Genomic DNA, 26,730 nt, shown 5'->3' on the forward strand with positions numbered 1-26,730 from the left:
GATCGCTTGGCTGCCTGCCTCCCTGCAATCGTGGCAGCCGTCGTGGAGGCCGTGCTGAGCTCCCATGACGTGACTTCGGCTATTCGGGAAACCGCAGCGTCTTGTGAGCCTCGCCGCTCTCTCCCACCGTCGTGCTGCCATCGTAGTTCCAGCTGGTGCCGCCCTTGCCCGGCTGTCCGATCTCGATGGTGACGCCCTCGAGCGTGAGCTGGTCCTCGTCGAGGTAGGCGACGCCGATCGAGTCGCCGCCGCGCCCGGGACCGCCGTAGCCGCCGGGCCCTCCGTCGCCGCCCTGGCCGCCGAAGCAGGCGACGAGCTCATCTCCCAGCGTTCCGCCCCCTGCGCCTCGGCCGCCTATGGCGCCGTCCTGGGGTTCCCCGCCGTCGCCGCCGTCGCCGCCGTAGTCCGCCGTGATCTTGGTGTCGCGCACGGTCAGCCGGGCGTGAACCGCGAGGATGCCGATGGACGGCTGTCCGTTCGCTCCCCCGCGGCCTCCTCGGCCTCCGCACCCGCCGGCCCCTCCCGAGCCTCCTCCTGGGCCCCCCTTCGAGGCCACGCCGCACACGGCGAGCCCGCCCCGACGACCGCCGCCGCCGCCGCCGCCCTGGCCCGGCGTGCCCCAGGTCCCCTCGCCCCCCGTGTCGCCCTCCCACCCTGTATCGGTGAGGCGCCCGATGCCCTTGCCCGGCACGCCCTGCGTTCCCGAAGCCCCAGGGCCCCCCTCGGATCCGTTGCTGCAACTGCGGTTGTCCTGCTCCCCGATACCACCGCGTGCGGGCGGCAACAGGTCGGCGGGCTCCCCATCGCCTCCATCCTCGGCGCTGTCGGGGTGCCCGTCCCCTCCCTTGCCGCCGATGCTCGTGTGCCCGCTCTCGCACTGGTTGACGGCCGCAGGCGCACCGGCGACGACGGTCGCCGAGCACGCGTGCCCACCGAAATTGCCATCCAGTCCGTCCGGTTGCCTGTACTGCCACTTCTCGCCGGGAATGCCTCCATCTCCTTGGCGGGCGGAGATCTCGCTCCGCAGGATCTCCACTGCCGTGCTCGACTGCACGAGCACGCTGACCGGGCCCGCCGAGGCGACCTCGAGATCGGCGAGCGTCGACACCCCGTCCGCGGCCCCCGTGTCCTCGGGGCCCGCGGGCTCGACAATCACCATGGGGCCGAAGACCGTGGCGTGAGAAAACGTGGTCCGCGGGCGCAGGGGGTCGCGCACCCATTTTCGGCAGTGGAAGCCCCCGAGGAGATCCACGCCGGAGGGTACCCTGATATGCTCCACGATGAATCCGTCGTTGCAGAGGAACACGCGCCCTCGTCCAGCGCGCGCGAGCTCGATGGCGCGCGCGACGGTGAACACCGGCTTCGCCTTCGTGCCGGGGTTCCTGTCGTCGCCAAAACCGTAGTTTCCGGCGAGGAACACGCCGCAGCCGTCGTCGAGGATATCGGCGGCGACGTGCTCGACGCAGACCGACTCCGGAGGCGGCTCGTCCTCGCACGAGGTGCCTTCACAAGGCATCACGCCAGGGTCGTTCACGCCGGGCGCGGTTCCGCAGCCGGCCGCCCACGGCGACAAAAGAAGGATGAAGGCAGCAGCGGTGGTCTTCCTCATGGGCGTCTCCTGATGTGCGCCGTCAGCACAGAGCGGTTCATTGAGGCGGTCCCGGGTCTGGTGCATCGAACCGATACCAGAACTGCGCAATCCCGCCTTGCCCCAGGCCGAGCCTGCTCTCCAGGGGTGCATTGGCGCCGAGCCCCCCGGTGCCGGCTTGTCCGGGCAAGACCGTCGCCGTCTCCAAGATGGCCACGGAGGCGCCCACGGAGCCGATGCCGAGCGAGTGGCCCCCGGCGCCACCGCCCGCATCGCCCCCGCGGCCGCCGTTGCCTCCGGTTCCGCCGCGGCACGCGGGCAACATGTCACTTAGACCCGCAAGGGGCTTTCCACCGTAACCGCCGAATGACCCGCCGCCGCCAGGCTGGCCCGTTCCGCCGACCCCACCGTTGCCGCCCTTGGCCCCGAGGACCGTGCTGGCATCGATCGTGAGATGGCTCCCCTGCAAGGCCACGATTGCGATGCTCGCGCCGCCGTAGTCGCCTCCCTTGCCCCCCTTGCCCCCGCACCCGCCGCTGCCGCCTGATCCGCCGGCCGCCCCGCCCTGGGGCCGACCTGCCGGACACGCGTTCATGGGGCCGCGCCCCGCGCCGCCGCCACCTCCGCCGCCGCCCTGGCCGACGCCGCCCGGCTTCCCGTCGTCCCCACGGACGCCGACCCATCCATCGAAGCCCAAGAGGCCATCGCCAACCGCTCCCGCAGCGCGGTCTGCAGGGGCGCCGTCTGCTCCCTCTTCCCCTGCCTTGCACGCCATGCTGGACGACGCGCCGAAACCACCCAGGCCGATGTTATCCGGATTCCCGTCCGGCTCCGGCAGTCCTGACGTTCCACCGCCGCCCGTCTCGAGGCCTCCATCGCCCCCCTGGCCACCCGTCGACTCGATCCCGTCGCCGCACGCGGTCACGACCGGAAGGGCGCCCAGCGACACGTTCGCGATGCAGGCGTCCACGCCATCGTTCCCCAAAACGCCGGCCTTCGCGCGGAAGCTCGGCGCGTCCTCGCCAGGCTCGCCGTTCTTGCCGTCCCCTGCGAGGATCTCACTCCCCTGCACGATCACCCTGGCCCCATGCTCCAGGATCATCGCGATCGACGACTTGCCGTCGCTCGCGGAGGCGTCCGCCGCCTCGACGCGCACGCCGAAGATCACCGACGTCGCATCCTCCTCCGCGATGACCGCATCGTCTCCCCCGAGGACGCGCACCGGGATCCCCACGGGCGGCGCGATGACGGTCAACGCGCTCTGCTCGTCGAGCGGCCCTCCGTAGGACCAGTCGCCGCCGGCACACAGACGGCCGCCCCAGATATCGACACCCTGGGGGAGCGATACGGCCTCCTCGAACGACCCGCCGCACGCGTACACGCGCCGGGTCGCCTTCTCGCCGTGGCTTCGCCCGTGCGCGGCGAGGCCGATCGCGTGCTGCAACGTCCTCACCGGCGCGTCCTTCGTGCCGGGGCTATTGTCGTCGCCCAGCTCGCTGACGAACACGCCGCACATGTCGAGCGCCGTCGCCGTCTTCGGATCCCCGTCACAAGGAGACGGCTCCGGCGCCGGAACCTCGCACCAGTAGCTGTCCGCACAGCTGTCCGAGTAGCACCCCGTATTGGTGGCCGCTCCAGCCAGACCGAGCGCGACCGACGCCAGCGAGCGGAGGACCTCTCGACGGCGACCCATCGATCTAGAACGCATACCCCTGCCTCCCCCTCACCAGGTTCCTTCGAGGAGCACACCCGCCCGGTCGCTCGTCGTCACCGGCACGAGGCGGACGCCAGCGGCCTTTGGCGCACCACCGAAAAGGGCAACCTCCGTGAAGAACGAGGCCGCCGTCGCCACGCCGAACACGGCGCTCGTCGCCAGCGACACCGTGCCGAGGGTCGCGAACAGATCCCGCTCGTTCACCTGGTCACGAATGCCGGCACACGACGCCGGTGCATTGGCATCCCGGCACGTATGGGACGTCCACCCCAGCGCGCGACGCGTGACGTCTCGCTCGCGCAGATCGCCATGGATGACGTGAGCGCGCAGGAGAAAGACCGCGCCGGCCGCCGCCGTTGCCGTCGTCACCACGATGCCGCCGATCCGCGCCGTCCCCGGCCAGGAAGCCCATGGGCTGGGAGGCCGCGCCTGCGCAGCTGCCGGAGAGCGCGGGGCGCGCGGCGTTTCGTTCGTTGACACCGGAGCGCCCTCCTCGGCGCTGCTCACCGGCGCGCGCGACACATGAAGAGAGAGCTCGTGCTCCGCCTTCGCCACAGCGCGCACGGACTGAAACGCATCTTCGCCGCCCGGTGCTCGGGCCCGCACCATGTGCAGCCCCGGCTCGACGAACAGCGTATAGACGCGCGCGATGCGGCCGACGGCTTTGCCATCGACGAACACCTCGGCGTCCGGCGGGTCGACGGAGACACGGAGCTTCGCGACGTGCGGTGTTGCCTTGCGCTGCCCTTCCTCGAATCGCTTCTGCAGCGCGGCCGGCAGCGCCTCGCGCTGCTCGAGGCTCCAGGCGAGGTGTTCGGCCGCGTCGCGGTATTTGCCCAACACGACCTCGCAGAGGCCGAGCTCCCCGGCGATCTCCGCGCGCTCACGCTCCGTGCTCGACGCTGAGTCTGCGGCCTCGAAGGCCGCCTTGTAGGCGGCGTGTGCCTCGGACCATTGACCCGCCGCGCGCGCCCTCTGGCCACGGCGAACATGGTCCTTCACCGTCGAGCGCTCTCCCGACCTTGTCGTCGATGGGCCGCCCTGGGCGCGCGCCGCGCTCGTAAGGCATGTCGATGCCCCGACCGCAAGGAGAATCGAGAACAACCGTGGAGCGCAACGCATGTCACGACGGTAGTTGCGTCAACTGCTCGGCGTCAATGACGGGGTGAAATCGCCCTGCGCGTGCATTTACCGCGAGAAATTTCAGCGCGAACCAGCAATGTCGTCATCTTTACCAGGTGCCTGATACTGAACTAACGAGTATGTGAGATACCGGGATCGTATTGTCCTACCAAAATGGACCAGGCCGTTCACTTTTCTGACCCCGGGAGGGCCGCTCAGACGTGCTACCGGCATGGGCAAGCCAGCGGGGGCCTTCAGCAGCTTCGAGCTCTTCCGGCGCCTGGCGAGGCGCTTCGGGGTCCCGGCGCGCGATGCCGAGGACGTCGCGCAGGACGCGCTGCTGCGGGGGCTCGACGCGGAGGGACGGATCGAGGCAGGCGGGGACCCGGCGCCGTACCGCGTCGCGATCGCGGCCAACCAGGCGCGCGACTATCTTCGAAGCGCGCACCGCCGGCGAGAGGTGCTGACGCCGTCTCACGACGCCGAGCTTCACGACGAGCACCCCACGCCGGAAGAGCTGCTCAGGTGGCGCGAGCGGGAAGCCGTGTTGTGGGAGCTCATCGACGGTGTCGAGCCGAAGTACCGGGACATCTTGATCAAGCATGACCTCGAGGAGATCCCGCTGACCCAGATCGCCGCGGAGCTCGGGCTTCACCCCGACGCCGTGAAGACGCTGCACCGTCGAGCCCTCGAGCAGCTGGAGGAGGCGGCGCAACGCCGCAGGGCGAAGCAACGCTCGCGCGGATGGGACGAGACCCCCTGCGTCGTTCCGTTCGGGCTCACTCCACGCCAGGGGTGGATCGGCTCCCTGCTCCGCTGGACTTGGAGGCTCCTGGCGCAGGGGGCGAGCGTCGTGCTCATGAGCGCCATGGTCGCTGCCGTGACCTCCTCGTCCACGCTGCAGTCGTGGGTTCGATCAGCTCTCGATGACGGTTGGCCCGAGCTGACTGGGCAGGGCTCCGCGCCGCTCCCCGCGGAGCGCCGCGCCGAGCAGGCGGGGACGTCCTCCGCATCACCCGCAGCGCAGGCCGCTGCGCTCGTGGAGCGCGGCGCCGGACAGGATGGCGCCGGTGCGACCAAGACGCCTCCTCCGCCGGTAACGGCTGCTCCTCGCGCCTCGTCCTCGACGACGCACGCGAAGCCGGCGATCAGCGCGCGCGAGAGGAGCCTGATCAGCCGGGCCCGGACGGCCATCGAGGCTCGCAGCCCAGAGGCGGATCTCGAGGCGCACCGGTTGCTCGAGGCCCATGCGGAGGAGTTCCCGCGCGGTCGGCTCGCCGTGGAGCGCGAAGAGATGCTCAGGCAGCTTCGCTGACGGGTCGGCTGTCCATCAACACCTAGGCCAGCGGCGGAGTCGGTGCTGTCGTCGTGCAGCACGAGGCCGAGGTCCGCCGTGCGTCGGACAGGAATGCTCACGGTTCAGGAGGGAACATGGAGGACATGCTGGGTGCGATGTGGCTCGTCTCACCGCTCGGGCTCTCCATCGCGGTCGGGGGAGGGTGAAACCATGGGTCGTCCGTCGAATGACGACGAGCGAGCCGCCGCGCACGCGCGCCTGTTTTGCCCGGCGCTCGTTCGTGCCGTGCCGAGCTTGCTGGGGAGGCTGGGGGTCCCACCGTGCCATCGTACCGACGTGGCAGGGCAGGTCTGGCTCACCGCCTGGGAGAGCTGGCCCAGGTTCGATCCGAAGCGCGGCAGGCCGGAACGCTGGTTGAACGCTATCACCGTACACGTCGCCTGGCACTATCACGAGCGCAGGAAGCACCGCAGGGAGGAGCTCGTCGATTTGATCGAGTTTGCCGATCCCGCGCCGGACGCCGCCGCTACGCTGGAATCCGACAGCATCCGAGCGGGCACGATCGACGCGGTGAACGAGCTCGATCCGAAGCTGCGCTTCGTTCTCGTGGCACACGATCTGAATGGGATCCCGATGGCCCAGGTGGCGGAAGACGCGGGGCTGCCTCTCTCCACGCTCTACAAGCGACGCGCGAAGGCCATCGATGCGCTGCGCGACATCCTCGGGCTTCGGGCAACCATGGAGGCTTCGCCCGGAGAGCGGGGTCGCAATGGGCATCAAAGGCCAGGTTGTCCACTTCCGGCGCGACGTGGATGACCATGAGGCGGAGCGAACGATCGCCGCTCTGGAGGGCGCGCACCAGCGGTGCGACCCGCCTCGGGCTCGAGGGCGGACACCTCCTCAACCTGGTTTGCCTTTCCTTCTCCCGCCGGCCTGCTGGCGCGGCTCCACGCCAGCGGCGCGCTTCCCTGTCCGCGCCGCCCGTCGCGCCGGGTCGACCTTGCCCATCGCTGCGCATGCGAGCTCGGGCAGGGTCGCCTTCATCCACGCGGGGTCCACGGCGCCGGACGCGGAGAGGTAGGCGCGGCAGGCCTGGTGCGCCGGCCCGAGCAGCACGACGTCGACCATCACCTCGGACGAGCGCGCCCCGGAGAAGACGCCGAGCTCCGAGAGGTGCGCGATCGTCTCCGCCTTGAGCCGCGCCTTGGTCTCCCGGAGCGCGGCGCGGTGATGCCCGTCGAGCTCCAGCGCCAGCGCCTGGTACATGAAGCGCGCCTCGGCCTCGTGGTCGAACACCCAGGTCAAGTGCGCCTCCACCAGCGCCCTCACCGCCGAGCGCGCCGTCCTCGCGGCGAGCACGCGCGCGGTCACGTGCCCCACCAGCCGCTCGAAGGTCCGCTCCAGCAGCGCGGCCACGAGCGCCGGGCGAACACCGCGGTCACGGGGGAGATCGTCCGCGCGAGCGGGGGCCGGCCGATGTGACCGATGTAACTGCCACCCGCCTGGCTACGGCGCCTGCGCGCCGTCCACCACGGCTGCGAACTCCGGATCGGTCAAGCTCTTCATGAAGGCCACGACATCCGCCTTCTCCTCCGGCGTGATGGTGAACGCCCTGACGAGCGTGCTCTTGTTCGGGTTCTCGCTGCCCACGCCCGCGAACGGCCCGTCGTCGATGGTCCTGCCTCCCGCGGCGTAGTGATCGACGACCTCCTCCAGGGTGGCCACGCTCCCGTCGTGCATGTACGGCGCCGTCAGCTCGACGTTGCGCAGCGAAGGAACGCGGAATTTCCCCTTGTCCGCCGGATCGCCGGTGAACTCGAACAGCCCCTCTCCGCCGGAGGGATAGCCCCCGTCCGGGCCGAGGTTGTAGAGGCCGGTGTTGTGGAAATCCATCTCCGCCTGCTTCGTCTCGGCGCTCCGGAAGGCGGTCGTGAAGTTGATCCCGCTGTGGCAGTGATAACACTCGAGCCGCTCGGAGAAGAAGAGATCCATGCCGCGCACCGCCGCCTCGGACATCGCGCCCGCCTCTCCGCCGTAGGTATAGCGATCGTACGCGGAGCGCCCGGAGATGAGCGTCCTCTCGAACGTCGCGATCGCCTTCACGACGGTATCGAACGTGATCGGCTCGCGCTCGCCGGGGAAGGCGGCGGCGAACGCGGCCTTGTACGCCTCGTCGTCGCGGAGCCGGCCGAGCACGACGTCCTCGGCCCCGGTAATCCCGAGCTCGACCGGGCTCTCGCCGAACATCGGGACGAGCGCCTGCTCCTCGAGCGACGACAGCGTGGGGTTGCCCCACGTGAGCAGCGGGAAATAGGCGACATTGGCCAGCCCCATCGCGTTGCGCGGGATCGTGTCCCCTGTCGAGCCGGTCGGGGTGGGCTTGCCGTCGGCAAACCCCCTGTCGCGCTCGTGACACGAGGCGCACGCCATGGTCCCGTTGCCCGACAGGCGCTCGTCGAAGAACAGGGCGCGCCCGAGCGCGACCTTCGCCTCGGTCATCGGGTTGTCGGGCGGCACCCACGGCCTCGGGAAGCCGACGGGCAAGGCGAGCTCGTAGCCGTCGACCGGCTGGGTCGCTTCCGTCTCGCCCCCGCACGACGCCACCGCGAGCGCGACGAGCCCCGCCGACGCGATTGCGCGGATCACTCCAGCAGAATGCGGCGCTGTTCGTTGTGACACAGATTACACGCTCCTGAGATGGATGGAAACGGCATCTCGTTCGTCCCCTCGCCGTCCTGGGACCGCACGAAGAAGAACAGCGCTTGGTCCGGGAAGGGCAGCGGCTCGGTCGTGAAGAAGTTCCCGTTCCCGTCGATGGCGACGGAGAGCACGAGATCTCCCTCGCCTCCGCCGGCCGTGCGGAGCTCGACCGTCCCGCCCGTCACCGGCGTGCCCGACGGCGCATACACCGTGCCGGCCGCGGTGAAGAGCCCTTTGCCGGGGCCGTGGGGCTGATGGCAGCCGATGCAGTTCTGCCCCATGTTGTGGCTGCGCTTCTCGACAGCGGCGCTGATGTTCTCCACGTCGAGCGCCGGATCGCGCTCGAAGCGAGGGTCGCCCGGGAGGATCTCCGCGTCGCTCGGCTCGTCCATGTCCTCGTCGGCGGCACCGCAGCCGGCAAGCGCACAGACCCATAGCGGCGCGAGCAGACAGGTCGCCGTTCTGAGGATGTACATCTCACTCCACCCGGAAAGCGGTCTGCGCAGCCGACGGGTTCACGCCATCGAAGCCCATGCCAAGCGCGCTGAAGACGGGCGGGCACTCTGGATCGCCCTCGAAGGACATGCAACCGGAGGTGCGATCCGTCTCGCCGTCGACCTGGTGGTCGAGGTCGGACCCGGCATAGAACCTGGCGAGATCGAAGACGATGGTGCTCGACTCCGGGTCGACCCCGTCGATGCGTATATCGGCGAGGTTGTCAGCGGCGCACGAGTACCCCTCGCTCACGGTCCCCTCGCACTTCGTGCTCCCGAGGTGGAAGAAATAGGTCGGGTTCATCGTCGAGACGAGGTCGAGGCGCACGAACTTGTAGCCGCCCTTCCACGACCACCACATGCCGGGAATGTTCAGGGGCGCCGGGGCCGTCGCCGCGTCCAGGTGGTTCATCTCCGGGGGCAAACCCACGTTGAACCTGACACCGGCGTAATCGCCGGCGGGCGCGGTGCCCACAACCTCGGTCCTCGTCTCCGGGCTGCCGGTCTCACAGGAGCCCGTGCCGTCCTCGAAGTCGAGGAACGCGATCTTGTCGCGCTGCCACTGGCCATCCTGCTCGAGCGCGAGGGGCTCCTCGGACCCGTCGCCGCGAACGAGCCGCACGTCATAGACGTACATGCGAAAATCGAGCGCGTTGACCGACGATGCGGTCGTGCCGACTCCATCGAACGTGTCGGTGCAGGAGAACGGCCTGTCGCCGACCTTGGCGGCGAAGCTCAGCGCGAACGTCTTCGAGATGACGGCCTCATCGCTCCCGCCGCACCCGCTCAGAGCCGCGAGACAGGCCACGCCGAGGCACGTGACACGAGCCATTGAACAAATCATCAGGCAACCTTTCAAGCTACGAAGCCACAACGTCGTCACCACCGCACCGGAGCGGAGCCTACTCGAAGCTCGGCTCTCCTGGGTGCAGCAATTTGTCGCACCTCGTGACCGTCTTTCAAGGGGCGCCGGCGGTATCCGGGTGAAGAGTTTTCCGCCGCCGCTGCGCCGCGGTCATAACGAGATGTCCCTGCTGAGCCTCCTCTCCAATCAACCGGAAAGACGGGTGCGCTCATGCGTCGCGCTCCCGGAGCTCGTCGTCGAGGCGCTCGTCGTACTCGTCGCGAGCAGCCGCGAGGGTGCCTCCGGACGGAGCGGCCTGCGCAGCGTTGCTCCGCCACGATCGCAGCAGGGCGAAGATGCCGAGGAAGGTCGCCGCGATGCCCAGCATCAATCCCAGCGCGACCTGGCCGAGCGCGCCTGACGAGGGCGCCGCGCGGAGGCGCTCGCCGTAACGCGCCACGAGGTCCTGCTCGATGGCGTCGGCCACCTCGCCCCGACGGAGACGTGCGTGGATCTCGCGGCGAAGATCGCGCGCCAGCTCGGATTCGTGGACATCGAGCGTCTGATCCCAGCAACAAGGCGCGAGCAGGCGCGCCGCGAGCGCCCTCTCGCCGGGCGCCGGGGTCGAGTCGACGAGCTCGGAGGCGGCCTGGCTGGGCGGCGCGGGTTCGGCGCTGCCGGTGAGCGCCACGCCAGCGAGGGCGACGGCCAGCGCTGCCACGCGGCGCCAGTGGGAGCTCTGCAGGGACCGGAAACCCACTGGTCCGCTTCCCTTTCGCGCGCCCTGAGGAAAACGGGCCCGGTCATTGGCAGACCCCTGGTCTCGCTGCATCATCACGAAACAGGCTAGCGTGACCCGCCGCCAAGGTCCTGCGACACGATGTCGCGCTTGTCGACGGCGCATCCTGGCCCGGTCTGCTGCAACTTCCGGAACTTGCGCTGCATAGCTTCACTTTTGGCAATGGCGACGGTCCGCCCTCGCCCCGAGGCAGCTTGGGTGCATTGGGCGCGGAGGGGCACGGGCGGCGCGGTTCCGCAACCGAGGTGACTCTCTTGTTTGGAGCCGGTCGAATGATACAGCGCACGTGGGTCATGCTCGACAATCTGCACCGGCTCATGGTTTCCTGGTTGCCAGTGCACGGCACATCCCATGGATGCCATCGGCACCCCATGCTGCGCAGTCCGGTCGTCGGGGAGGCCCGTGGGCGAAAATCCTGCTATCATCCTGAGATGTCGTCCAGGAATGCCGTGCTTGCCGAGGCGCTGCAACTTCCGCCGGAGGAGCGAGCAGACGTCGCGAAGCGCTTGATCGCGAGCCTCGACGGACCTGCGGACGAGGACGTCGAGGCGGCCTGGCTCGCCGAGGTCGAGCGACGTCTACAAGACGTCGACCGTGGCACGGGTAACGTCGAGCCCTGGGACGTTGTTCGGGAACGGCTCGCCACACGTCTCCGCACGACCCGCCAATGACGGTTGTCTGAGCGGGACAGACTACGCCTGTCCAACAAGACGCGAGGCTGCTCCCCTCACCGCGCCTCCGCCACCACGAGCGCGCTCTTCCGCCCTACCCGGTACGTCCTCACCGGCTCTCCCCGGACGATCCGGTCGTGCTCGCTCCAGCGCGCGGCCTCCCCTTCCGCGACGCGCCGGGCGGCGCGCTCGGCGAGCCGCTCGGCGATGCGCTCCACCCCGCGGCGGACGTTCGCGCGCTGCGAGCGCTCATCGGCGACGCGCACCGTGATCCCGCTCGGCCGGTGGTGGATCCGGACCGCCGACAGGGTCTTGTTCACGTGCTGCCCGCCCGGCCCGCTCGCGCGGCAGGCCGAGATCTCGAGCTCGCGCAGGTCGACGCCCACGCCCCCGCCCTCGCCCGCGCCCGCGCCCGCGCCCGCGCCCGCCACGGCGTCCGCCCCCGCAGCGTGGACCGCCACCCCCGCGAACCACCGCTTGCGCGCCGCCTTCCCCCGCGCCGCGCTCCGCTCGACCAGCGCGTGTGTCCCGAGCTCGCCCGTGAGGCAGCGCCGCGCGTCGCCCTCCACCAGGATCTCGACCGAGGCCGGCGCGTCCTCGTCGCCGTGCAGCGTGACGTCGACCACCGCCAGCCCGCGCTCCTGGCAGAGCGCCTCCATGCGCTCGGCGAGCCGCGCCACGAAGCGCCGCACCTCGACCGGCCCCCTCCCCGCGCTGATCTGCACCCACCAGCGGCTCATCGCTTCACCGTGAGCACCGGCACGAGCGGCGCGACCGCCGTCGCCAGGCCGGCCTCGACGAGGCTCTCGATCACCGGCTCGATCGGCTTGTACGCGTCCGGGTGCTCCTCGAGCAGCAGCGCCGGGTCGTCGCACACGACGCGGCCGCCGAGCTCCGTGCGGGCGAGCTCGCGCCGCCGGTACCTGGCCGCGATCTTCTCGCGCGCCTCGCTGCGCCCCATCTTGCGGCCCGCGCCGTGCGCGACCGAGCGCAGCCCCGCCTCGGCGTCGCACGAGCGCATCACCCACGACGGCGCGCCGCGCGACCCGAGCACCACGGTGAAGTCGCTGCCCCGGGCGGGCGCCGCGCCCTTGCGGTGCACCCAGGCCAGCTCGCCGCCAACGGCCTCACGCGCGACGTCGTTGTGGGTGAGGTCGAGCCCGCCCGTGATCGTCGACGCCCGCGAGGCGCCGAGCGCGCGCAGCATCCGGTACGCGAGCAGGAGCCGGTTCGCCCGCGCGAAGCGGCACGCGCCGGCGAGCTCGCCGAGGTACGGCTCGGCCGCGTCCCCCTCGAGCACCGCGCCGCCCCAGCGCTGCCCGAGCGCGCCGCCGAGCCCGCGCGAGCCGGAGTGCGCCACGACGACGAGCTCCCCCGCGGAGAGGCCGAGGGCCCTCGCCGACGCAGGGTCCCGCAGCGCGCCGACCCGGGCGACCTCGAGGAAGTGGTTCCCGCCGCCGACCGAGCCGAGCGCGCCCTCGTAGCCCGCGCGGTACGGCGAGGCGTCCCCGCTCGGGCGAAGGCCGTCCTCCGGCTCCGCCGCCGCGAGCCGCGCGAGCGCCTCGGGCACGCCGTCGACCTCGGCAAAGCCGCGCGCGCCGCGCTCCCAGACCCGCTCGAACACCGCCCGCGGGTCGCACTCGGCGAGCGGCTCGTCGTCCATCGCCTGCCGCGCGCGCCGCTCGAGGACGTCCGGCGCCATGCGGCCGATCGACGTCGCCACGAGCCGCACGCCGCAGCCGGCGTCGCCGCCGATGAGCTCCGGGACCACCCGGTCCGCGAAGGCGAAGGCCGCGCCGATGGGGATGCCCCGCCCGGCGTGCAGATCCGGCATGCCCACGGCGCGGACGCAGCCCGGCAGCGCGGCGACGCGCGCGAGCTGCTGGACGGCGTTGCCCTCGAGCCAGACGTCGTCGCGGGCGACCAGGCGGGCGTGGGCGGGAAGGGCTGCGCTGTCGGCGGGGGCTTTCATCGAGATCTCCGGGGCAGGTGGGAAAGGCGGACGCAAACGCGGAGGGGAACGGGAATGCCCATGGGAATGCGGAGGAGACTTGCGGCTTCCATGCCATCGCGCGGCCCGCGGCGACGCCGGCAGAACGCCTCAATGTGGTGCGCCACGCACCAGATAAAGTGGTACATCGTGCACCACACCTGGTGTACGGTGCACCAGTGAATCGCCTCCTCCTCACGTGGTCGGACGCGGGCACGCTCGGGCCGGCGCCGGCGCACCAGGGCCGCCGGCCCGAGGGCGATCGCGGGCCGGTGCTGCGGCTGCTCGACCAGGAAGAGAGCCGCTACGACGCGATCGTGGTCCTCACCATCCCGGCGGGCGAGGCGCCGTCGCGGGCGCTCGTCGAGCGGGCGCGGGCGCGCGCGCCGCGGATCGAGCTCCGGGTCGTGGACGTCGACGATCCGTCGGACCACGCGAAGCTCTTCCGGGCGCTCGGCAAGCTCTCGGCGCAGCTCAAGCGCGCCTTCCCGCCGGCGGCGTGGGCGACGGACGTCCTGCTCTCGGCCGGCACGCCGCAGGCGCAGACGCTCTGGGTCATCCTTGTGCAGGCGGGGATCCTGCCGGCGCGCATGCTCCAGGTGATCCCGGCGGCGTTCGTGCCGCACCCGCACCCGCGGCCGGTGCGCGAGGTCCGGCTCGATATCGAGGGCTTCCCCGAGATCCGCGCGCTGCGCGAGGAGGTCGTGCGCCTGCGGGCCGAGGCGCGCGCGCGCGACACGGTGCTCGTCGGCGAGAGTGAGCCGATGCGCTTCCTCCGCGCCCGCATCACCCGGGTCGCCGCGACCGACGTGCCCGTGCTGATCGTCGGCGAGACAGGGACCGGAAAGGAGCTCGCGGCCAGGGCGATCCACGAGCACAGCCCGCGCGCGCGAGGGCCGTTCATCGCGGAGAACTGCAGCGTCTTCGCCGAGGGCGTGCTCGCGAGCGAGCTGTTCGGCCACGAGGCGGGGGCCTTCACCGGGGCCGCGGGGCGGCGGCGCGGCGTCTTCGAGCAGGCGCACGGCGGGACGCTGTTCCTCGACGAGATCGGCGAGCTGTCCCCGCGGGTGCAGGCGTCGCTGCTGCGCGTGCTCCAGGACGGGACGCTGCGGCGGGTGGGCGGCGAGGCGAAGATCGAGCTGGACGTCCGCGTCCTCGCGGCCACCCACCGCGATCTCGCGGCGATGGTCGAGGAAGGGACGTTCCGCGAGGATCTGTATTACCGGCTCCGCGGCGCGATCATCGAGGTTCCCCCGCTCCGTGCGCGGGGTGGAGACATCGAGGTGCTCGTCGGCGCGTTCCTCGACGAGGTGCGGTCGCGGCGCAAGGGGCGCGGGCTCGAGGTGACGCGCGAGGCGCTGAGGCGCCTTTACCATCACGCCTGGCCGGGCAACGTGCGCGAGCTGCGCGCGGAGGTGCAGCGGTGGGGCGTGTTCTGCGAGCACACGGTCGACGTGGGCGATCTCGCGCCGGAGATCGCGTCGCCGGCGGCGCGGCCGGCGAGCGGCGGCGCAGGCGGGATCGCCCGAGCGACGGCGCCGGAGGCAGGCGGCGAGGAGGTCGCGCCGCTCGCGGAGGTCGTGGCGTCGGCCGAGCGCGCCGCGATCGGGCGCGCGCTCGAGGTGCACGAGGGCAACCTCTCGCGCGCGGCGCGCGCGCTCGCCATCGACAGGAACACCCTGAAGCGCAAGATGGCGGCGTATCACCTCGGCAAGGACGCGCCTGCGCGCTCGGCGATCCGAAGAGGCTGAAGCTGCCGCCGCTGCCGAAGAAAGAGAAGAAGAGGACGAACGACCGCGGATGGCGCGAGCGGCGCCCGGGCCGCCGGCGCCAGCAGCGATGTCCTCGATGTCCCGAGGCCGGGCGCCCGAAGGCGCTCGAAGCCCGGAGAGCCGATGCCTACGCCAGGTGCACCCACGAGCGCGCGCGCCTGGTTCAGCCCTTGCATTGCCCCGTCGAGCAGCGTGGGAGGTCGTGCGAATGCTGGCGCTCACATACCATGGGCCGAAGAACGTCCGCGTCGAGGAAAACCCGGAGCCTCCGGTTCAACACCCGAACGACGTGGTCCTGCGCGTGAGTCGCGCCACGATCTGCGGCTCGGATCTGCACCTCTATCATGGCTACGTGCCTGACACGCGCGTGGGGACCATCTTCGGCCACGAGTTCACCGGCGTCGTGGAGGAGCTCGGGGCCTCGGTGCAAACGCTGAAGCGCGGCGACCGCGTCGTGGTGCCCTTCAACATCGCCTGCGGGACGTGCTTCTTCTGCCAGCGAGAGCGCACCTCCGCGTGCGAGAACACGAACCCGCTCACCACGCTCGCCAGCGGGATCTTCGGTTATTCACACACGACCGGCGGCTACCAGGGCGGCCAGGCCGAGCGCGTCCGCGTCCCGTTCGCCGACGTCGGCCCCATGAAGATCCCCGACGACCTCTCGGACGAGGACGCGCTCTTTCTCTCGGATATCCTCCCCACGGGGTACCAGGCCGCGGAGATGGGCGACATCGGCCCCGCGGACACCGTGGCCGTCTTCGGCTGCGGGCCCGTCGGCCTCGTGGCCCAGCGGTGCGCATGGATCCTCGGCGCGCGCCGGGTCATCGCCGTCGACTCGGTCGGTTACCGCCTCGATTTCGCGCGCCGGCACAACAAGGCAGAGACGCTCGATTTCAGCGAGACCCCGGATGTCGTGTCCGCGCTCCGGGACATGACCGACGGCCGCGGGCCGGACGTCTGCATCGAGGCGGTCGGCCTCGAGGCGAACGGCTCGGCGCTGCACGACGTGCTGGGCAAGGCGCTCAAGCTCGAGGCCGGGTCGCCCGTCGCCCTCAACTGGGCGCTCCAGTCGGTCCGCCGCGGCGGGAGGGTCTCGATCGTCGGCGTCTACGGGCCGCCGTGGAACCTCCTCGACGTGGGCGCGGCCATGAACAAGGGCCTGACGATCAAGGCCGGACAGTGCGACGTGAAGCGGTACATGCCCCGCCTGCTCGAGCACATCCGCAGCGGGAACATCGACCCGAGGGCGCTCATCACCCACCGCGCCCCGCTCGAGGCGGCCGCGGAGATGTACCGGGTGTTCGCGGCGAGGACCGACGGGATCCTCAAATGCGTGCTCATTCCGCGGGGGGCCAAGTGAGCTCCGCCATCGAGGAGGGGGCGATCATGGAAGCCGAGATCGTGCTGCCGAGGGAGCTGCCGTACTGGGGAGTCGATCTTTGCCTCGAGGACAGGCCCGGCGTCCCGAGGGAGGTGCCGCCGCGCCTCCTGGAGAGCGCGCACTGGCTCGAGCCCGAGCAGCAGCCGATCGAGGGGCCGCTGCTCAGGCACCCCGGGCGCGCCCGCCCGACGCCGGTGTTCAGCACGGCATTGCCGCCGAGAGGAGCGAGCGGCGCGCTGCGCCGCATCGCCTACAACGTCCCGGATCACCGGCTCTCCCACTGGGTCGCGCTGTTCATCGCGGATCGGGTCGACGTGATCGAGAGCCTCCCGCTCCTGTTGAAGAGGCGGGCCGTCAGGGCAGGCAGGGCCAGGCGCGCGGCGTCACAGCGCGCGTGACGAAAGGCGTGCTCGCGCCGATCCAGCGTGGCACACGCGATGCCGGATCGGGACCATGGCCCCCCGGGGCCATGGCGAGACGCGAGGAGCCGAGCGCATGCGCACTGGATGGATGGAAGGTGAGGAGAGCTCGGGCACGCGGCGCGTGATGTCCGGCGCCGCCGAGCAGGCGGCATGAACGCCGCCGACGCGCTCGTGCTCTTCGGAGCGACAGGCGACCTGGCCTTCAAGAAGATCTTCCCGGCGCTGGCCGGGCTGATCCGCCGCCGCAAGCTGGAGGTGCCGATCGTCGGCGTGGCCAAGAGCCCGTGGAGCCTCGATCAGGTCTACGCCCGCGTCCGCGAGAGCCTCGAGCGGGCGGGCGTGTTCGAGGCCGGCGTGTATCGCGAGCTGTGCGCGCGGCTCTCGTACGTGAGCGGGGATTACGCCGATCCGGCGACGTTCCACCGCCTCCGCGAGCGGCTCGGCACCGCGCAGCGGCCGCTCCACTACATGGCCGTGCCGCCCGACCTGTTCGAAGAGGTCGTCAAGGCGCTCGACCGCTCCGGGTGCGTGCGGCACGGGCGGCTCGTCGTCGAGAAGCCGTTCGGCCACGATCTGGAGTCCGCTCGGGCGCTCTACCGCACGCTCGCGAGCGTCTTTCCGGAAGAGGAGATCTTCCGGATCGACCATTTCCTCGGCAAAGAGCCGGTCCAGAACATCGTTTACTTCCGCTTCGCGAACGCGCTGCTCGAGCCGGTCTGGAACTCCCACCATGTCGAGAGCGTCCAGATCACCATGGCCGAGCGGTTCGGCATCGAGGGCCGAGGCCGGTTCTACGACGCCACGGGGTGCATCCGCGACGTCCTGCAAAACCACCTTTTGCAGGTGGTCGCGTGCCTCGCCATGGATCCACCCCCGTCCGGGGACGCGGACGCCGTGCGCGCGGAGCGCGTCCGGCTGCTGCGGGCCATCGCGCCGCTCGATCCGGCGCACGTCGTCCGCGGTCAATACCAGGGGTATCGCGGCGAGCCGGGCGTCGCGCCAGGGTCGCAGGTCGAGACGTTCTGCGCCGCGCGGCTGCGCATCCACACCTGGCGCTGGGCGGGTGTGCCGTTCTGCATCCGCGCCGGCAAGCGCCTCGCTGTCACGGCGACCGAGGTGCTCGTCCTGCTGCGGCGGCCTCCGCACGCGGTGTTCGACGATGTCGGGCGCGGGGATCCAGACTACGTGCGCATCCGGCTCGCCCCGGCGCCGGAGCTCGCCGTCGGCGTGCGGATCAAGGCGCCCGGCGAGATGATGGCCGGACAGCCGACCGAGCTGCTCGTGATGAACGACCTGTCCGAGGCGCTGGGGCCCTACGAGCGGCTCCTCGGCGACGCGCTCGCCGGCGATCCGACCCTTTTCGCGAGCCAGGCCGAAGTGGAGGCGCAATGGGCCGTTGTCGATCCGGTGCTCGATCACGCGACGCCGCTCTCGCCCTATGAGCCGGGCAGCTGGGGTCCAGCGGAAGCCGACCGCCTCGCCGCCGACCTCGGCGGGTGGCGGACGCCCGCCCTGGCCACCCCGGTGGCGAGGAAGGCCGCATGACCGGGATTCGCGTGCTGCTCGCCGACGTGGACGGCGCGCTCCTCACGCCCGACGGCGTGCTCACCCGCAGGGCGGAGCAGGCGGTGAGTCGGCTCCGCGACGCCGGGATCGACCTCGCGCTGATGAGCAGGCGCTCGCCGCGCGGCCTGCGCGGCCTGCTCGGGCGGCTGGGGATCGCGACGCCGGTCGCCGCGTTCGGCGGCGCCCTGCTGGTGCGGCCGGATCTCTCCGTGATCGAGCAGCACCCGCTCGACAACGGCGCGGCCGCGGTCGTCATCGCGACCCTGGAGCGGCACGGCGCCGCGGTCTGGGTCTACCAGGGCGACGACTGGCTTGTGCGCCGCGCCGACGCGCCGCACGTCGCGCGCGAGCAGGCGGTCGCGCAGTGTGTCCCCAGGGTCGTCGAGCGCTGGGAAGGCGTCGTGAACAGCGCGGTCAAGATCGTCGGCGTCAGCGACGACGCCGGGGTGCTGGAGCGCTGCGAGTCGGACCTCCAGGGGGCCTGCGCGTTCTTCTCGGCGTCATGCGCCGTGCCCCATTGCATCGAGGTGATGCACCCGCGGGCCAACTCCGGAGAGGTCGCGAGGACCCTCTCGGCGCGCCTCGGCCTCTCCGGCGCGGCCATGGCCGCGATCGGCGAGCTGCCCGATCATGTGCTCATGTTCCGGGAGAGCGGGCTCAGCATCGCCATGGGGCAGGCGCGCGCCGTCGTGCAGCGGCAAGCCCACTTCATCACGCTGTCGAACGCCGACGAGGGCTTCGCGCACGCCGTGGAGACCTGGCTGCTCGCCACGGGCGGTGGTGGCCAGTGAGGGACGAGCGTTGGCGCGGCCTCCGGCCCGGCGCGCCTGTCACATGCTGGCCACCGGCCGCTGTCGCGCGCTGGTCCCGATCAGCAACATCGACGTGCCGCTGACGAGGACGTTGACGCCGACGAGCAGCCCGATCGCCCACGCCGCGGTGCTCGGCCAGCGCCACCAGATCAGGACCCCGAGCGCCAGCGCGAGCAGCCCGTCGAACAGGAGCCAGCCCCAGGCGGGCATCTCGCGATGCTGGAGCGCGCGGACGATCTTGAGGAAGCCTTCCGCGAAGAAGAAGGCCGCGAGGATCAAGGTCAGCGTGACCGTGCCCGTCACCGGGAAGGCCACGATCAGGACACCCGCGGCGATCTGGAGCAGGGCGCTCGCGAGCGACCAGCCGGCGTTGGCCCATTGTCGGTGCTGGATGGCGTGGAGGCCCTGGAAGAGGCCGCTCGCCACAAGCACGGCCCCGATGGCGACCGCCGTGACCAGCGAGGCGATCACGGGCATGAGGATCGCGAGCGCGCCGAGCACCAGGAGGGCGATGCCGAGCCCGATGAACGAGCCGCGGTTCTCCCGCAAGGTATGAGGCTCGACCAGCTGCAATCCGAAGCTCGTCGTATGAACAGGGTCCTCCCAGCGATCAGCCATGTGTGCACCCTCCTCTTCCCGGAGCTGGAGTTTCGCCGTAACCGCAACCGCCAATGGAAGCCCAGCGCCTCACCGGCGTGCCCGCTCGCCGCGACGAGCGCCACGCGCTCCGCCGAGAGCGCATGAGCCGGGCGGGGCACGGCGAACAAGGTGCCGCCCCCGAGCGGTGTCAAGTGACCCCAGAGCGGCCGGCCTCGCGCGTCCGTGATCGGGTTGCTCACCCCCTCACGCCCGGGGGATGGCGGGCGGCCCTCTCCGCGGCGCGGTTCTACCAGCGATCCGCGCGGCCGGGCCGCTCAGCCGGCGAGCCAGCGCAGGAGTGCATGCCAGCGCTCACTCGTACCACGTCGGCACGATCTCCCGCACCTCGGGCAGCGCGGCGATACGACAGACCTGGTCCCAGGCCGCGTCCTCGAGCGCGCCATGGCGCGCGGTGCACTCGGCGTCTCCCGTGGGGAAGAAGTACAGGGTCTCTGCGGGCACATCGCACCTGGCGCGCCCCCTCGACGAGCCGGCCCGGATCGCGGGCGCGATGCCCCGCACGCGCGCGAGGAGCGCCGCGTCGTCCGACGGCAGGCAAAACTCCAGAGATCCATCGTTCACGCACCCTGTTTCCCGGGTGAACGCGAGCTTCTGGGTCGGGCACGACGGCGCAGGCGGCGGAGGCCCCTCGACGACCCCGTCCCCCGGCGTGGACGGCGGCGCCGACGTACAGCTCGCCAAGCACGCTATCAGCCAACGAGAGATCGCGAATCGTCGCATGGATCCACTCCCCGTGTGCTCCGGCGGCGCACCGCTAGCCGATATCGCGGAGACGCTGGACCTGTCAACCCGGAGGTCCTGCAGTTTGGGCTTGACGTCTCCAGGACGTTTGGGTGTGCTTTCCCCCGGCCTCGTCGGGCTTCGACCTCGACGACCTCGGGCTGGTGGAAAAATGAACGTGCGACTCCTTCTCTCGCTGTCCGCGCTGGGCGCTCCGCTGCTCGTCGCGACGAGCGGCTGGGCCAAGGACTACTACGTGGCCCCGGCGCCCGCCGGCGACGACGCGAACGCCGGCACCGAAGCCGCGCCGTTCGCGTCGATGGCCAAGGCGCAGAGCGTTGCCCAGGCCGGCGACGTCTTCTACTTCAAGGGCGGCACGTACACGTACACGAAGGGCACCACCACCTGCTCGAGCGGCACGGCGATCATCAGCGGCGTGGTGCTGAACAAGAGCGGGAGCGCCGGCAATCCGATCAAGTACTGGGCGGCGCCCGGCGAGAAGCCCGTCTTCGATTTCGACGGCATCCGGGATTCTTGCCGTATCAAGGGCATCCTCGTCTCCGGCAATTACATTCACCTCAAGGGGCTCGAGATCAAGGGCGTTCGCCAGAACAACAACCTGAACCACGAGTCCTGGGGCGTGTGGAATCAGGGCAGCAACAACATCTTCGAGGCGCTCGACGTCCACCACATCATGGGCGCCGGCATCTTCATCCAGCGCGGCAGCAACAACCTCGTGCTCAACTGCGACTCGCACGACAACTTCGACGAGCTCACGTCGAACGGCGCGGGCGAGAGCGCGGACGGCTTCGGCTGTCACGTCGGCGCACGGGAGACCGGCAATGTATTCCGAGGCTGCCGCGCCTGGTGGAACGCGGACGACGGCTACGATTTCATCAACTCCGGCGCCGCCTGCCTCGTCGAGCATTCGTGGGCCTGGTACAACGGCTACAAGCCGGGGACGCAGACCGGCATCGGCAACGGCAACGGCTTCAAGGGCGGCGGCTACGGCGCCGATCCGGCGAGATTCCCGGCCGAGCCCGCCGCGCACACGGTGCAAAACTGCCTCGCCGCCTTCAACAGGGCGGCGGGGTTTTACGCGAACCACCACCCGAGCACGCTCTACTTCTACAACAACACGTCGTACGGCAATCGCCCCGACTTCAACATGCTGGGGATGGATTCGAACGGGAACGACATCACCGTCGGGGTTTACCGGAACAACCTGGCGTTCGGCGGGACGCTGTTCTCGAACCGCAACGGCGCCGACGACGCGAACAACTCCTGGACGGCGGGGGGTGTCACGGTCTCGGATGCGGACTTTCAGAATCCGTCCGAAATGGGGCTGGACGCTCCGCGACAGGCGGACGGCAGCTTGCCCGTGCTCACGAATTTCCGCCTCGCGCCGGACAGCGACGCCATCGACAAGGGCGTCGACGTCGGGCTGCCCTACGCAGGCTCCGCTCCGGATTTCGGCTGCTTCGAGGCGGGGTTGGCCGAGACCGAGACCGCCGGGGCTTCCGGCACCGGCGGCGCGGGGAGCGCTGGCTCGGGCGGCGGCGGTACCGCGGATACGGGATCGGGCGGCGCGAGCGCAAGCGGAGGAGCGGCCAGCGGCGGCGCAACCAGCGGCGGCACGACGAGCGCCGGTAGCGGCGGAACCTCGGGCACGGGCGGCGATGGCGCCGATCCGAGCACGAGCAGCGCCGACGACTCGGCCGGCTGCGCGTGCAGCACGCCTGGCGGCCACCGGCCGGATGGAGCGGGCTTCGCGCTCCTCAACCTCATGCTCTGGGCCTTCAGAGCGCGCCGGAAGTGCCGAGTCCCAGCAAGTGCCGGTCGTCGGCGTCATGGCCATTCAGGCAGTATTCACCTTGCGTGAGCTGTCACGCGTGTACTCGGTAGCCTGGATCCATCAAGCCGGCCTGTTGCGCAGCGCGAGCCCGATCCCGACCGCGGCCGCGCCGATCACGAACGGCAGGGCGCCCAGCGAGGCGCCGATGTTCACGCACTGATTGGCCTCCTCCGTGCCGACGCGCCGGATCAGCTCGCGCTGCGTGGCGTCGATCTCGACGCCTTGATAACCAAGCGCCGCTTCCACGCGGGCGATTGCAATGGAACGGCCGAGCAGCCCCACCGAGACGGCGCTGAGCCCCAGCAGCACGGCGATGGCCCCCGGGATCCATGCCATGCTCCGCGCCTTCGTCGCCAGCATCGCCGCCCCCGCGAGGCCGATCGCGAGGCCGGATATCCCGGCCAGGAGGGCGAGCCACGCCGCCCACCCGCACGCAGTGAACGCTTCCAACACGCTCTGCATACTGCCTCACTAGAGTGACAAACGGGTTGAAGCCGCACGCAAACAGCGAGACGTTGGGACGCCAGAAGACGCCAAGAGACGCCAGAAGACGCCAATATTTATTGTTTTTTGGCGTCTTCTGGCGTCTTTGGGCGTCTTCTGGCGTCCTGGCGTCTCATTTCTCGCGTTTCCAAGCTGATCGCTGTTCTAGCGCAGCGCCGGCCCGGAGAGAAGCGTCAGGTCCACCGCATGGGGCTCCTCGCTCCCCCCTGCCGGCATCGGTTCATCGGCGGAGTCGGGCGCGGAAGGTCGCCTCTCATGTCGCGAGAGGCGTCCACCTGACGTGGAGCAGAGCCCCCCACCCTGCGAGTCTTCGCCTCCAGCTGACCACAGGAGGCGCCGGCGCCAGCGCCCGGCACGGGACCGCTGCGATTCCGCCCCGATTCCCACGAGGCAGCGCTCCGGCTACGCTCCGCGCTTCGAGGTGCACCCGATGAAGGTTTGGCGAATCGAACGCATGCTCATGATTCCAACAGCGTTCTGCGCTGCGGCGTGCGCCGCACCAGGCCCCGACGAAGGACCGCTCGCGGCCGCGCGCACGGCGCTCACCGTCACCGAGGACCAGAAGCTGACCGAGGAGGCGCCGGCCCTCCAGCGCGTGTTCGGGTTCGCTGTCGCGGGCAGCGGCGACACGGCGCTGATCGGAACGCCCGACGAGAACAACCTGACCCGCGGCGCTGCGCACGTCTACACAGTGACCGGCGGGGCCGCGACGCTCGACGCCACGCTCGTGCCCAGCGACGGCGAGAACGGCATGGCGTTCGGCCGTCAGGTGGCCCTCGACGGCGATACCGCTGCCGTCATGGCCAGCGCCAACTATGAGGCGCGGCCGTACGAAGAGCGCGTCTATGTGTTTGTCCGGAGCGACGGCGCCTGGTCGGAGCAAGCGAAGCTGACCGTCCCCGAGGATCCGGCGTTGAGCTTCTCGAGGATGGCGGTCGACGTCGGTGGGGACACGGTCGTCGCGAGCACGGTGGGAGAGGACATCGACATCGTGCTGGGCAAGGCATTTGCTTTCACGAGGACGGGCGGCGCGTGGTCGCCGCGGGTGGAGCTCGTGCCTCAGGACAGCCCTCGGGGATTCGGCTGGTCGGTCGCTGTGTCGGGCGACACGGCGATCGTGGGCGCGGCGGCGGATTCGCCCGAAGGCAGCGAGTTCGCCGGCTCGGCCTACGTGTTCGTGCGTGATGGGGAGAGCTGGACGCAACAGGCGAAGCTCCTGCCGCATGACATGAGCGCCCGCGCGTCCTTCGGCTTCTCGGTCGATCTCGCGGGGGACACCGCGGCGATCGGAGCCAAGAGCGCGGTGTACATCTACACGCGGAGCGGCGGCGCCTGGACCGAGCAGGCGAAGCTCGTGCCCGCCTTGAGAGGGAGCGAGGCGACAGGGGTGCAGCTCCTGGGCAACGCCGTGGTCGCCGGGTTCGTCGGCGTGGCTGACAACAAGGGGATCGTGTCCGTGTTTCACGGAGGAGAAGGAACATGGACGGAGGCGCGAACGCTCGCGCCGTCGGATGGGCAAACGCTGGACTTTTTCGGGTGGAGCACGGGATACGCCGGCGGGAGCGTGATCGTCGGGGCGCCGTACCACAGCGTCCCTCTGAACCGAAGCGGCGCGGCCTATGTGTACGCGCTGCCGTCCCTGGACGGCGCGGCGTGCGTGGCCGACACCGATTGCCTGAGCGGCTCCTGCGAGGCCGGCCAGTGCGCGCCCGGGGGCAGCAGCGGCGCTGGCGGTGAGGCCGGCGGCGGCGGTGCAAGCAGCAGTGTTGCGGGCGGCGGCGGCGCTGGCGGTGAGGCGGGCAGCGGCGGCGCTGGCGGCGATCCGGGCAGCGGCGGCGCGAGCAGCAGTGTTGCGGGCGGCGGCGGGAACGCGGGCAGTAGCACGACGTCCGCTGGTACGGGCAATCCTGGGCCCGACGCCAGCGGGGGTGGCGGCTGCCGTATCGGCGGTCCAGGTCAGCCGACGCGCAGCGCTTCCACGCTCATGGCCTTCGCGCTCGCGCTGGCCGTCTTGCCGGCAAGGCGCCTCCGCGACGCGCGCCGCCGGCGGCTGGCGGCCCGGGATACGGCCCTCCCGACCTGACACCGCAGCTCGCCCGCCGCTGGCCCTTGCCGTGGCCCGACACGAAGGACAGGGGCCGCTACGAGATCACGCGGCGGGACGTCGACTGGATGGTCTTCCGGGTGCCCAGCCTGCGCAACGTCGCCCAGACAGGCCCCTATTTCCATGACGGATGGGTCTCCTCGCTGGAGGAGGCCGTGAGGATGATGGCGAGACACCAGCTCGGGAAGGAGCTCTCCGACAAGGAGGTGCACCTGATCACCCGCTGGCTCGACCGCCTGACGGGCGAGATCCCCCGCGCCGACATCGCGCTCGACGAGGCGTCGCGCGCGATCGTGCTGGAGCCAGGATACCCAGGAAAATTGTGATCCACCTCAGCCCCAGACTGAGATAACCTCGCCCTGGAAGGTCGATGGACGCGCAGAAGACCGTGACGCTCGAGGCGGAGCTGGACGCGTTGCAGAAGGAAGTGCAGCGCCTGCGCTCCCGCGTCGCCGAGCTGGAGGCGACCGGCCGCGGCTCCCCGGAGCGCTTGCTCGACGCGCTGCCCAGCCTCGTTTACGTGCTCGATCTCGATGAGGGGCGGTACGTCTACCGGAACCGGGAGCTCGCCGATCTCCTCGGAGAGGGCGGCGGAGCCGCGGCAGGCTCGCCCGACGGCGACGGCCTGTCCCCGGTAGTCCATCCGGACGATATCGGTCGCATCGAGGAGTACCGGGCTCGCATGGCCGCCTCGGAGAGCGGGGAGCAGGCCACGGTGGAGTACCGCGTGCGCGGTCGCGACGGCGGCTGGCGATGGTTCCTCGAGCGAGGCGTCGCGCTCGGCCGCGATCCGGAGGCACCGGGGCGGCGGATGCTCGGGTCGGCGCACGACATCACCGCGCGCAAGCATACGGAGCGGATGCTCGAGCGGAGTGAGAGCCTGCTCCATGCGTTCCTCGAATACACGCCGTCCATGGTGGTCGCCGTGGACGCCGCGGGCCGGCTCCTCCTCGTGAACCGCGAAATCGAGTCGTTTTACAAGATGAGCCGCGAGGAATTGCTGGGGCGGGTCGTCTACGACCTTCTCCCGGCGCCGGCGGCCGCCTCGATACGAAAGGCCAATGAAGAGGTGGCGGCCGCCGGGCGTCCGGGCGCATCCGAGCAGGTGCTCGTCTACCCGAACGGTCCGCGCACCTACCTGTCGACCAAGTTCCCCATCCGCGACGCCGAGGGGAAGATCTACGCGGTCGGGACGATCTCGGTCGACATCAGCCGAGCCAAGCAGGCCGAGGCCGAGCGCGCGGAGATGCAGCGGCGGCTCATCGAGATGCAGCAGGCGACGATCCAGGAGCTCATCACGCCGCTCCTGCCGCTGGCGCCTGGCGTCGTCGCGATGCCGATCGTCGGGAGCGTCGACCCCGCGCGCGCCGAGCAGATCCTGACGACGTTGCTCGAAGGGATCGCCGACCGGCAGGCCAAGATCGCCATCCTCGACATCACCGGGGTGAAGGTCGTCGACGAGCGGGTGGCGCAATCCTTCGTCGACGCGGCCCGGGCCGCGAGATTGCTCGGCACCCGGGTCGTGCTCACCGGGATCAAGCCGCAGATCGCGCAGACGCTCACGACGATGGGCGCCGATCTGAGCGGCATCGTGACCAAAGGGACCCTGGAGAGCGGCATCGCCTACGCGCTGGGGCGCCGGCTCCGCTGGTGACCGAGCGCGCTCCCACCGAGCGACCGGGTGTACGCGGATACGCACAGGGCCTTCACGGCAT

General features: G+C 70.7%; 25 protein-coding genes. 12 read left to right on the plus strand and 13 right to left on the minus strand.

The features are described from left to right. Positions 1-79: 79 nt before the first annotated feature. From WMF44_RS37215 to WMF44_RS37225, 3 genes are read right to left on the minus strand one after another with little or no spacing between them, the layout of a single operon-like run. Entirely contained in the window at positions 80-1,609 is a 1,530-nt protein-coding gene (locus tag WMF44_RS37215; protein ID WP_437294789.1) for a hypothetical protein, read from the minus strand. 37 nt (positions 1,610-1,646) lie between these two features. Further along, a complete protein-coding gene (locus tag WMF44_RS37220; protein WP_437294790.1) occupies positions 1,647-3,296 on the minus strand; it encodes a hypothetical protein in 1,650 nt (549 codons plus the stop codon). A gap of 15 nt (positions 3,297-3,311) precedes the next feature. Further along, complete coding sequence (locus WMF44_RS37225; protein ID WP_437294791.1) at positions 3,312-4,304, minus strand: PEGA domain-containing protein; 993 nt, start codon at positions 4,302-4,304, stop codon at positions 3,312-3,314. Between the two features lie 352 nt (positions 4,305-4,656). Here WMF44_RS37225 and WMF44_RS37230 point away from each other — a divergent pair, with 352 nt between their 5' ends. After that, positions 4,657-5,739, plus strand: coding sequence for an RNA polymerase sigma factor (locus tag WMF44_RS37230; protein WP_437294792.1), 1,083 nt, complete (start codon positions 4,657-4,659; stop codon positions 5,737-5,739). A 192-nt stretch (positions 5,740-5,931) separates the two neighbouring features. Next, positions 5,932-6,537 carry a sigma-70 family RNA polymerase sigma factor gene (locus WMF44_RS37235; protein WP_437294793.1) on the plus strand — a complete coding sequence of 202 codons (606 nt, stop codon included), beginning with the start codon at positions 5,932-5,934 and terminating at the stop codon, positions 6,535-6,537. 84 nt (positions 6,538-6,621) lie between these two features. On the opposite strand, the gene WMF44_RS37240 is transcribed toward WMF44_RS37235, so the two are convergent. The 5 genes from WMF44_RS37240 to WMF44_RS37260 all read right to left on the minus strand — a co-directional run bounded on the left by WMF44_RS37240 (position 6,622) and on the right by WMF44_RS37260 (position 10,519). After that, complete coding sequence (locus tag WMF44_RS37240) at positions 6,622-7,137, minus strand: TetR/AcrR family transcriptional regulator (RefSeq protein WP_437294794.1); 516 nt, start codon at positions 7,135-7,137, stop codon at positions 6,622-6,624. 90 nt (positions 7,138-7,227) lie between these two features. Then, positions 7,228-8,367, minus strand: coding sequence for an MbnH family di-heme enzyme (locus WMF44_RS37245; RefSeq protein ID WP_437294795.1), 1,140 nt, complete (start codon positions 8,365-8,367; stop codon positions 7,228-7,230). Continuing rightward, entirely contained in the window at positions 8,364-8,897 is a 534-nt protein-coding gene (locus tag WMF44_RS37250; protein ID WP_437294796.1) for a hypothetical protein, read from the minus strand. The genes WMF44_RS37245 and WMF44_RS37250 overlap by 4 nt, the downstream gene beginning before the upstream one ends. Before the next feature lies 1 nt (position 8,898). Then, complete coding sequence (locus WMF44_RS37255; protein WP_437294797.1) at positions 8,899-9,747, minus strand: MbnP family copper-binding protein; 849 nt, start codon at positions 9,745-9,747, stop codon at positions 8,899-8,901. 241 nt (positions 9,748-9,988) lie between these two features. Continuing rightward, positions 9,989-10,519: a cytochrome c-type biogenesis protein gene (locus WMF44_RS37260; protein WP_437294798.1), complete on the minus strand. Its 531-nt coding sequence runs from the start codon at positions 10,517-10,519 to the stop codon at positions 9,989-9,991. Positions 10,520-10,989: 470 nt separating this feature from the next. Between WMF44_RS37260 and WMF44_RS37265 the strand changes: the two genes are divergently transcribed. Next, positions 10,990-11,229: an addiction module protein gene (locus WMF44_RS37265; protein WP_437294799.1), complete on the plus strand. Its 240-nt coding sequence runs from the start codon at positions 10,990-10,992 to the stop codon at positions 11,227-11,229. 56 nt (positions 11,230-11,285) lie between these two features. On the opposite strand, the gene WMF44_RS37270 is transcribed toward WMF44_RS37265, so the two are convergent. Next, positions 11,286-11,969, minus strand: a complete 684-nt coding sequence (locus WMF44_RS37270) for a peptide chain release factor-like protein (protein WP_437294800.1) — start codon at positions 11,967-11,969, stop codon at positions 11,286-11,288. After that, on the minus strand, positions 11,966-13,201 hold the full coding sequence (locus tag WMF44_RS37275; protein WP_437294801.1) for an RtcB family protein: 1,236 nt from the start codon (positions 13,199-13,201) through the stop codon (positions 11,966-11,968). The genes WMF44_RS37270 and WMF44_RS37275 overlap by 4 nt, the downstream gene beginning before the upstream one ends. A gap of 197 nt (positions 13,202-13,398) precedes the next feature. On the opposite strand from WMF44_RS37275, the gene WMF44_RS37280 reads away from it, so the two are divergent. From WMF44_RS37280 to WMF44_RS37300, 5 genes are all read left to right on the plus strand, one after another. Beyond that, on the plus strand, positions 13,399-14,970 hold the full coding sequence (locus tag WMF44_RS37280; RefSeq protein WP_437294802.1) for a sigma-54 interaction domain-containing protein: 1,572 nt from the start codon (positions 13,399-13,401) through the stop codon (positions 14,968-14,970). Positions 14,971-15,199: 229 nt separating this feature from the next. After that, a complete protein-coding gene (locus WMF44_RS37285; RefSeq protein ID WP_437294803.1) occupies positions 15,200-16,351 on the plus strand; it encodes a zinc-dependent alcohol dehydrogenase in 1,152 nt (383 codons plus the stop codon). 26 nt (positions 16,352-16,377) lie between these two features. Further along, positions 16,378-16,770, plus strand: a complete 393-nt coding sequence (locus WMF44_RS37290; RefSeq protein ID WP_437294804.1) for a hypothetical protein — start codon at positions 16,378-16,380, stop codon at positions 16,768-16,770. 174 nt (positions 16,771-16,944) lie between these two features. Next, positions 16,945-18,339, plus strand: a complete 1,395-nt coding sequence (gene zwf, locus WMF44_RS37295) for a glucose-6-phosphate dehydrogenase (protein WP_437294805.1) — start codon at positions 16,945-16,947, stop codon at positions 18,337-18,339. Next, the gene (locus tag WMF44_RS37300) at positions 18,336-19,151 is read left to right on the plus strand and encodes an HAD hydrolase family protein (protein ID WP_437294806.1); all 816 of its coding nucleotides are present in this window, start codon (positions 18,336-18,338) and stop codon (positions 19,149-19,151) included. Before zwf ends, WMF44_RS37300 begins: the two co-directional genes overlap by 4 nt. A 39-nt stretch (positions 19,152-19,190) precedes the next feature. Here WMF44_RS37300 and WMF44_RS37305 read toward each other — a convergent pair whose 3' ends face one another. Both WMF44_RS37305 and WMF44_RS37310 read right to left on the minus strand, forming a co-directional pair. Continuing rightward, positions 19,191-19,790, minus strand: coding sequence for an HdeD family acid-resistance protein (locus WMF44_RS37305; protein ID WP_437294807.1), 600 nt, complete (start codon positions 19,788-19,790; stop codon positions 19,191-19,193). A 333-nt stretch (positions 19,791-20,123) separates the two neighbouring features. Beyond that, entirely contained in the window at positions 20,124-20,513 is a 390-nt protein-coding gene (locus WMF44_RS37310; RefSeq protein WP_437294808.1) for a hypothetical protein, read from the minus strand. A 217-nt stretch (positions 20,514-20,730) separates the two neighbouring features. On the opposite strand from WMF44_RS37310, the gene WMF44_RS37315 reads away from it, so the two are divergent. Continuing rightward, the gene (locus tag WMF44_RS37315) at positions 20,731-22,434 is read left to right on the plus strand and encodes a right-handed parallel beta-helix repeat-containing protein (RefSeq protein ID WP_437294809.1); all 1,704 of its coding nucleotides are present in this window, start codon (positions 20,731-20,733) and stop codon (positions 22,432-22,434) included. A 33-nt stretch (positions 22,435-22,467) separates the two neighbouring features. On the opposite strand, the gene WMF44_RS37320 is transcribed toward WMF44_RS37315, so the two are convergent. Then, positions 22,468-22,869 (minus strand): hypothetical protein, encoded by a 402-nt coding sequence (locus WMF44_RS37320; RefSeq protein WP_437294810.1) that lies wholly within the window; start codon positions 22,867-22,869, stop codon positions 22,468-22,470. A 472-nt stretch (positions 22,870-23,341) separates the two neighbouring features. On the opposite strand from WMF44_RS37320, the gene WMF44_RS37325 reads away from it, so the two are divergent. The 3 genes from WMF44_RS37325 to WMF44_RS37335 are packed head-to-tail and all read left to right on the plus strand — an operon-like array spanning position 23,342 to position 26,669. Then, complete coding sequence (locus tag WMF44_RS37325; RefSeq protein ID WP_437294811.1) at positions 23,342-24,994, plus strand: hypothetical protein; 1,653 nt, start codon at positions 23,342-23,344, stop codon at positions 24,992-24,994. A gap of 26 nt (positions 24,995-25,020) precedes the next feature. Further along, the gene (locus WMF44_RS37330; RefSeq protein WP_437294812.1) at positions 25,021-25,341 is read left to right on the plus strand and encodes a hypothetical protein; all 321 of its coding nucleotides are present in this window, start codon (positions 25,021-25,023) and stop codon (positions 25,339-25,341) included. 44 nt (positions 25,342-25,385) lie between these two features. Further along, positions 25,386-26,669, plus strand: a complete 1,284-nt coding sequence (locus WMF44_RS37335; protein WP_437294813.1) for a PAS domain-containing protein — start codon at positions 25,386-25,388, stop codon at positions 26,667-26,669. Positions 26,670-26,730: the final 61 nt, after the last annotated feature.

The sequence above is a fragment of the Sorangium sp. So ce426 genome (assembly GCF_051475585.1).
Taxonomy (GTDB): domain Bacteria; phylum Myxococcota_A; class Polyangia; order Polyangiales; family Polyangiaceae; genus Sorangium; species Sorangium cellulosum_B.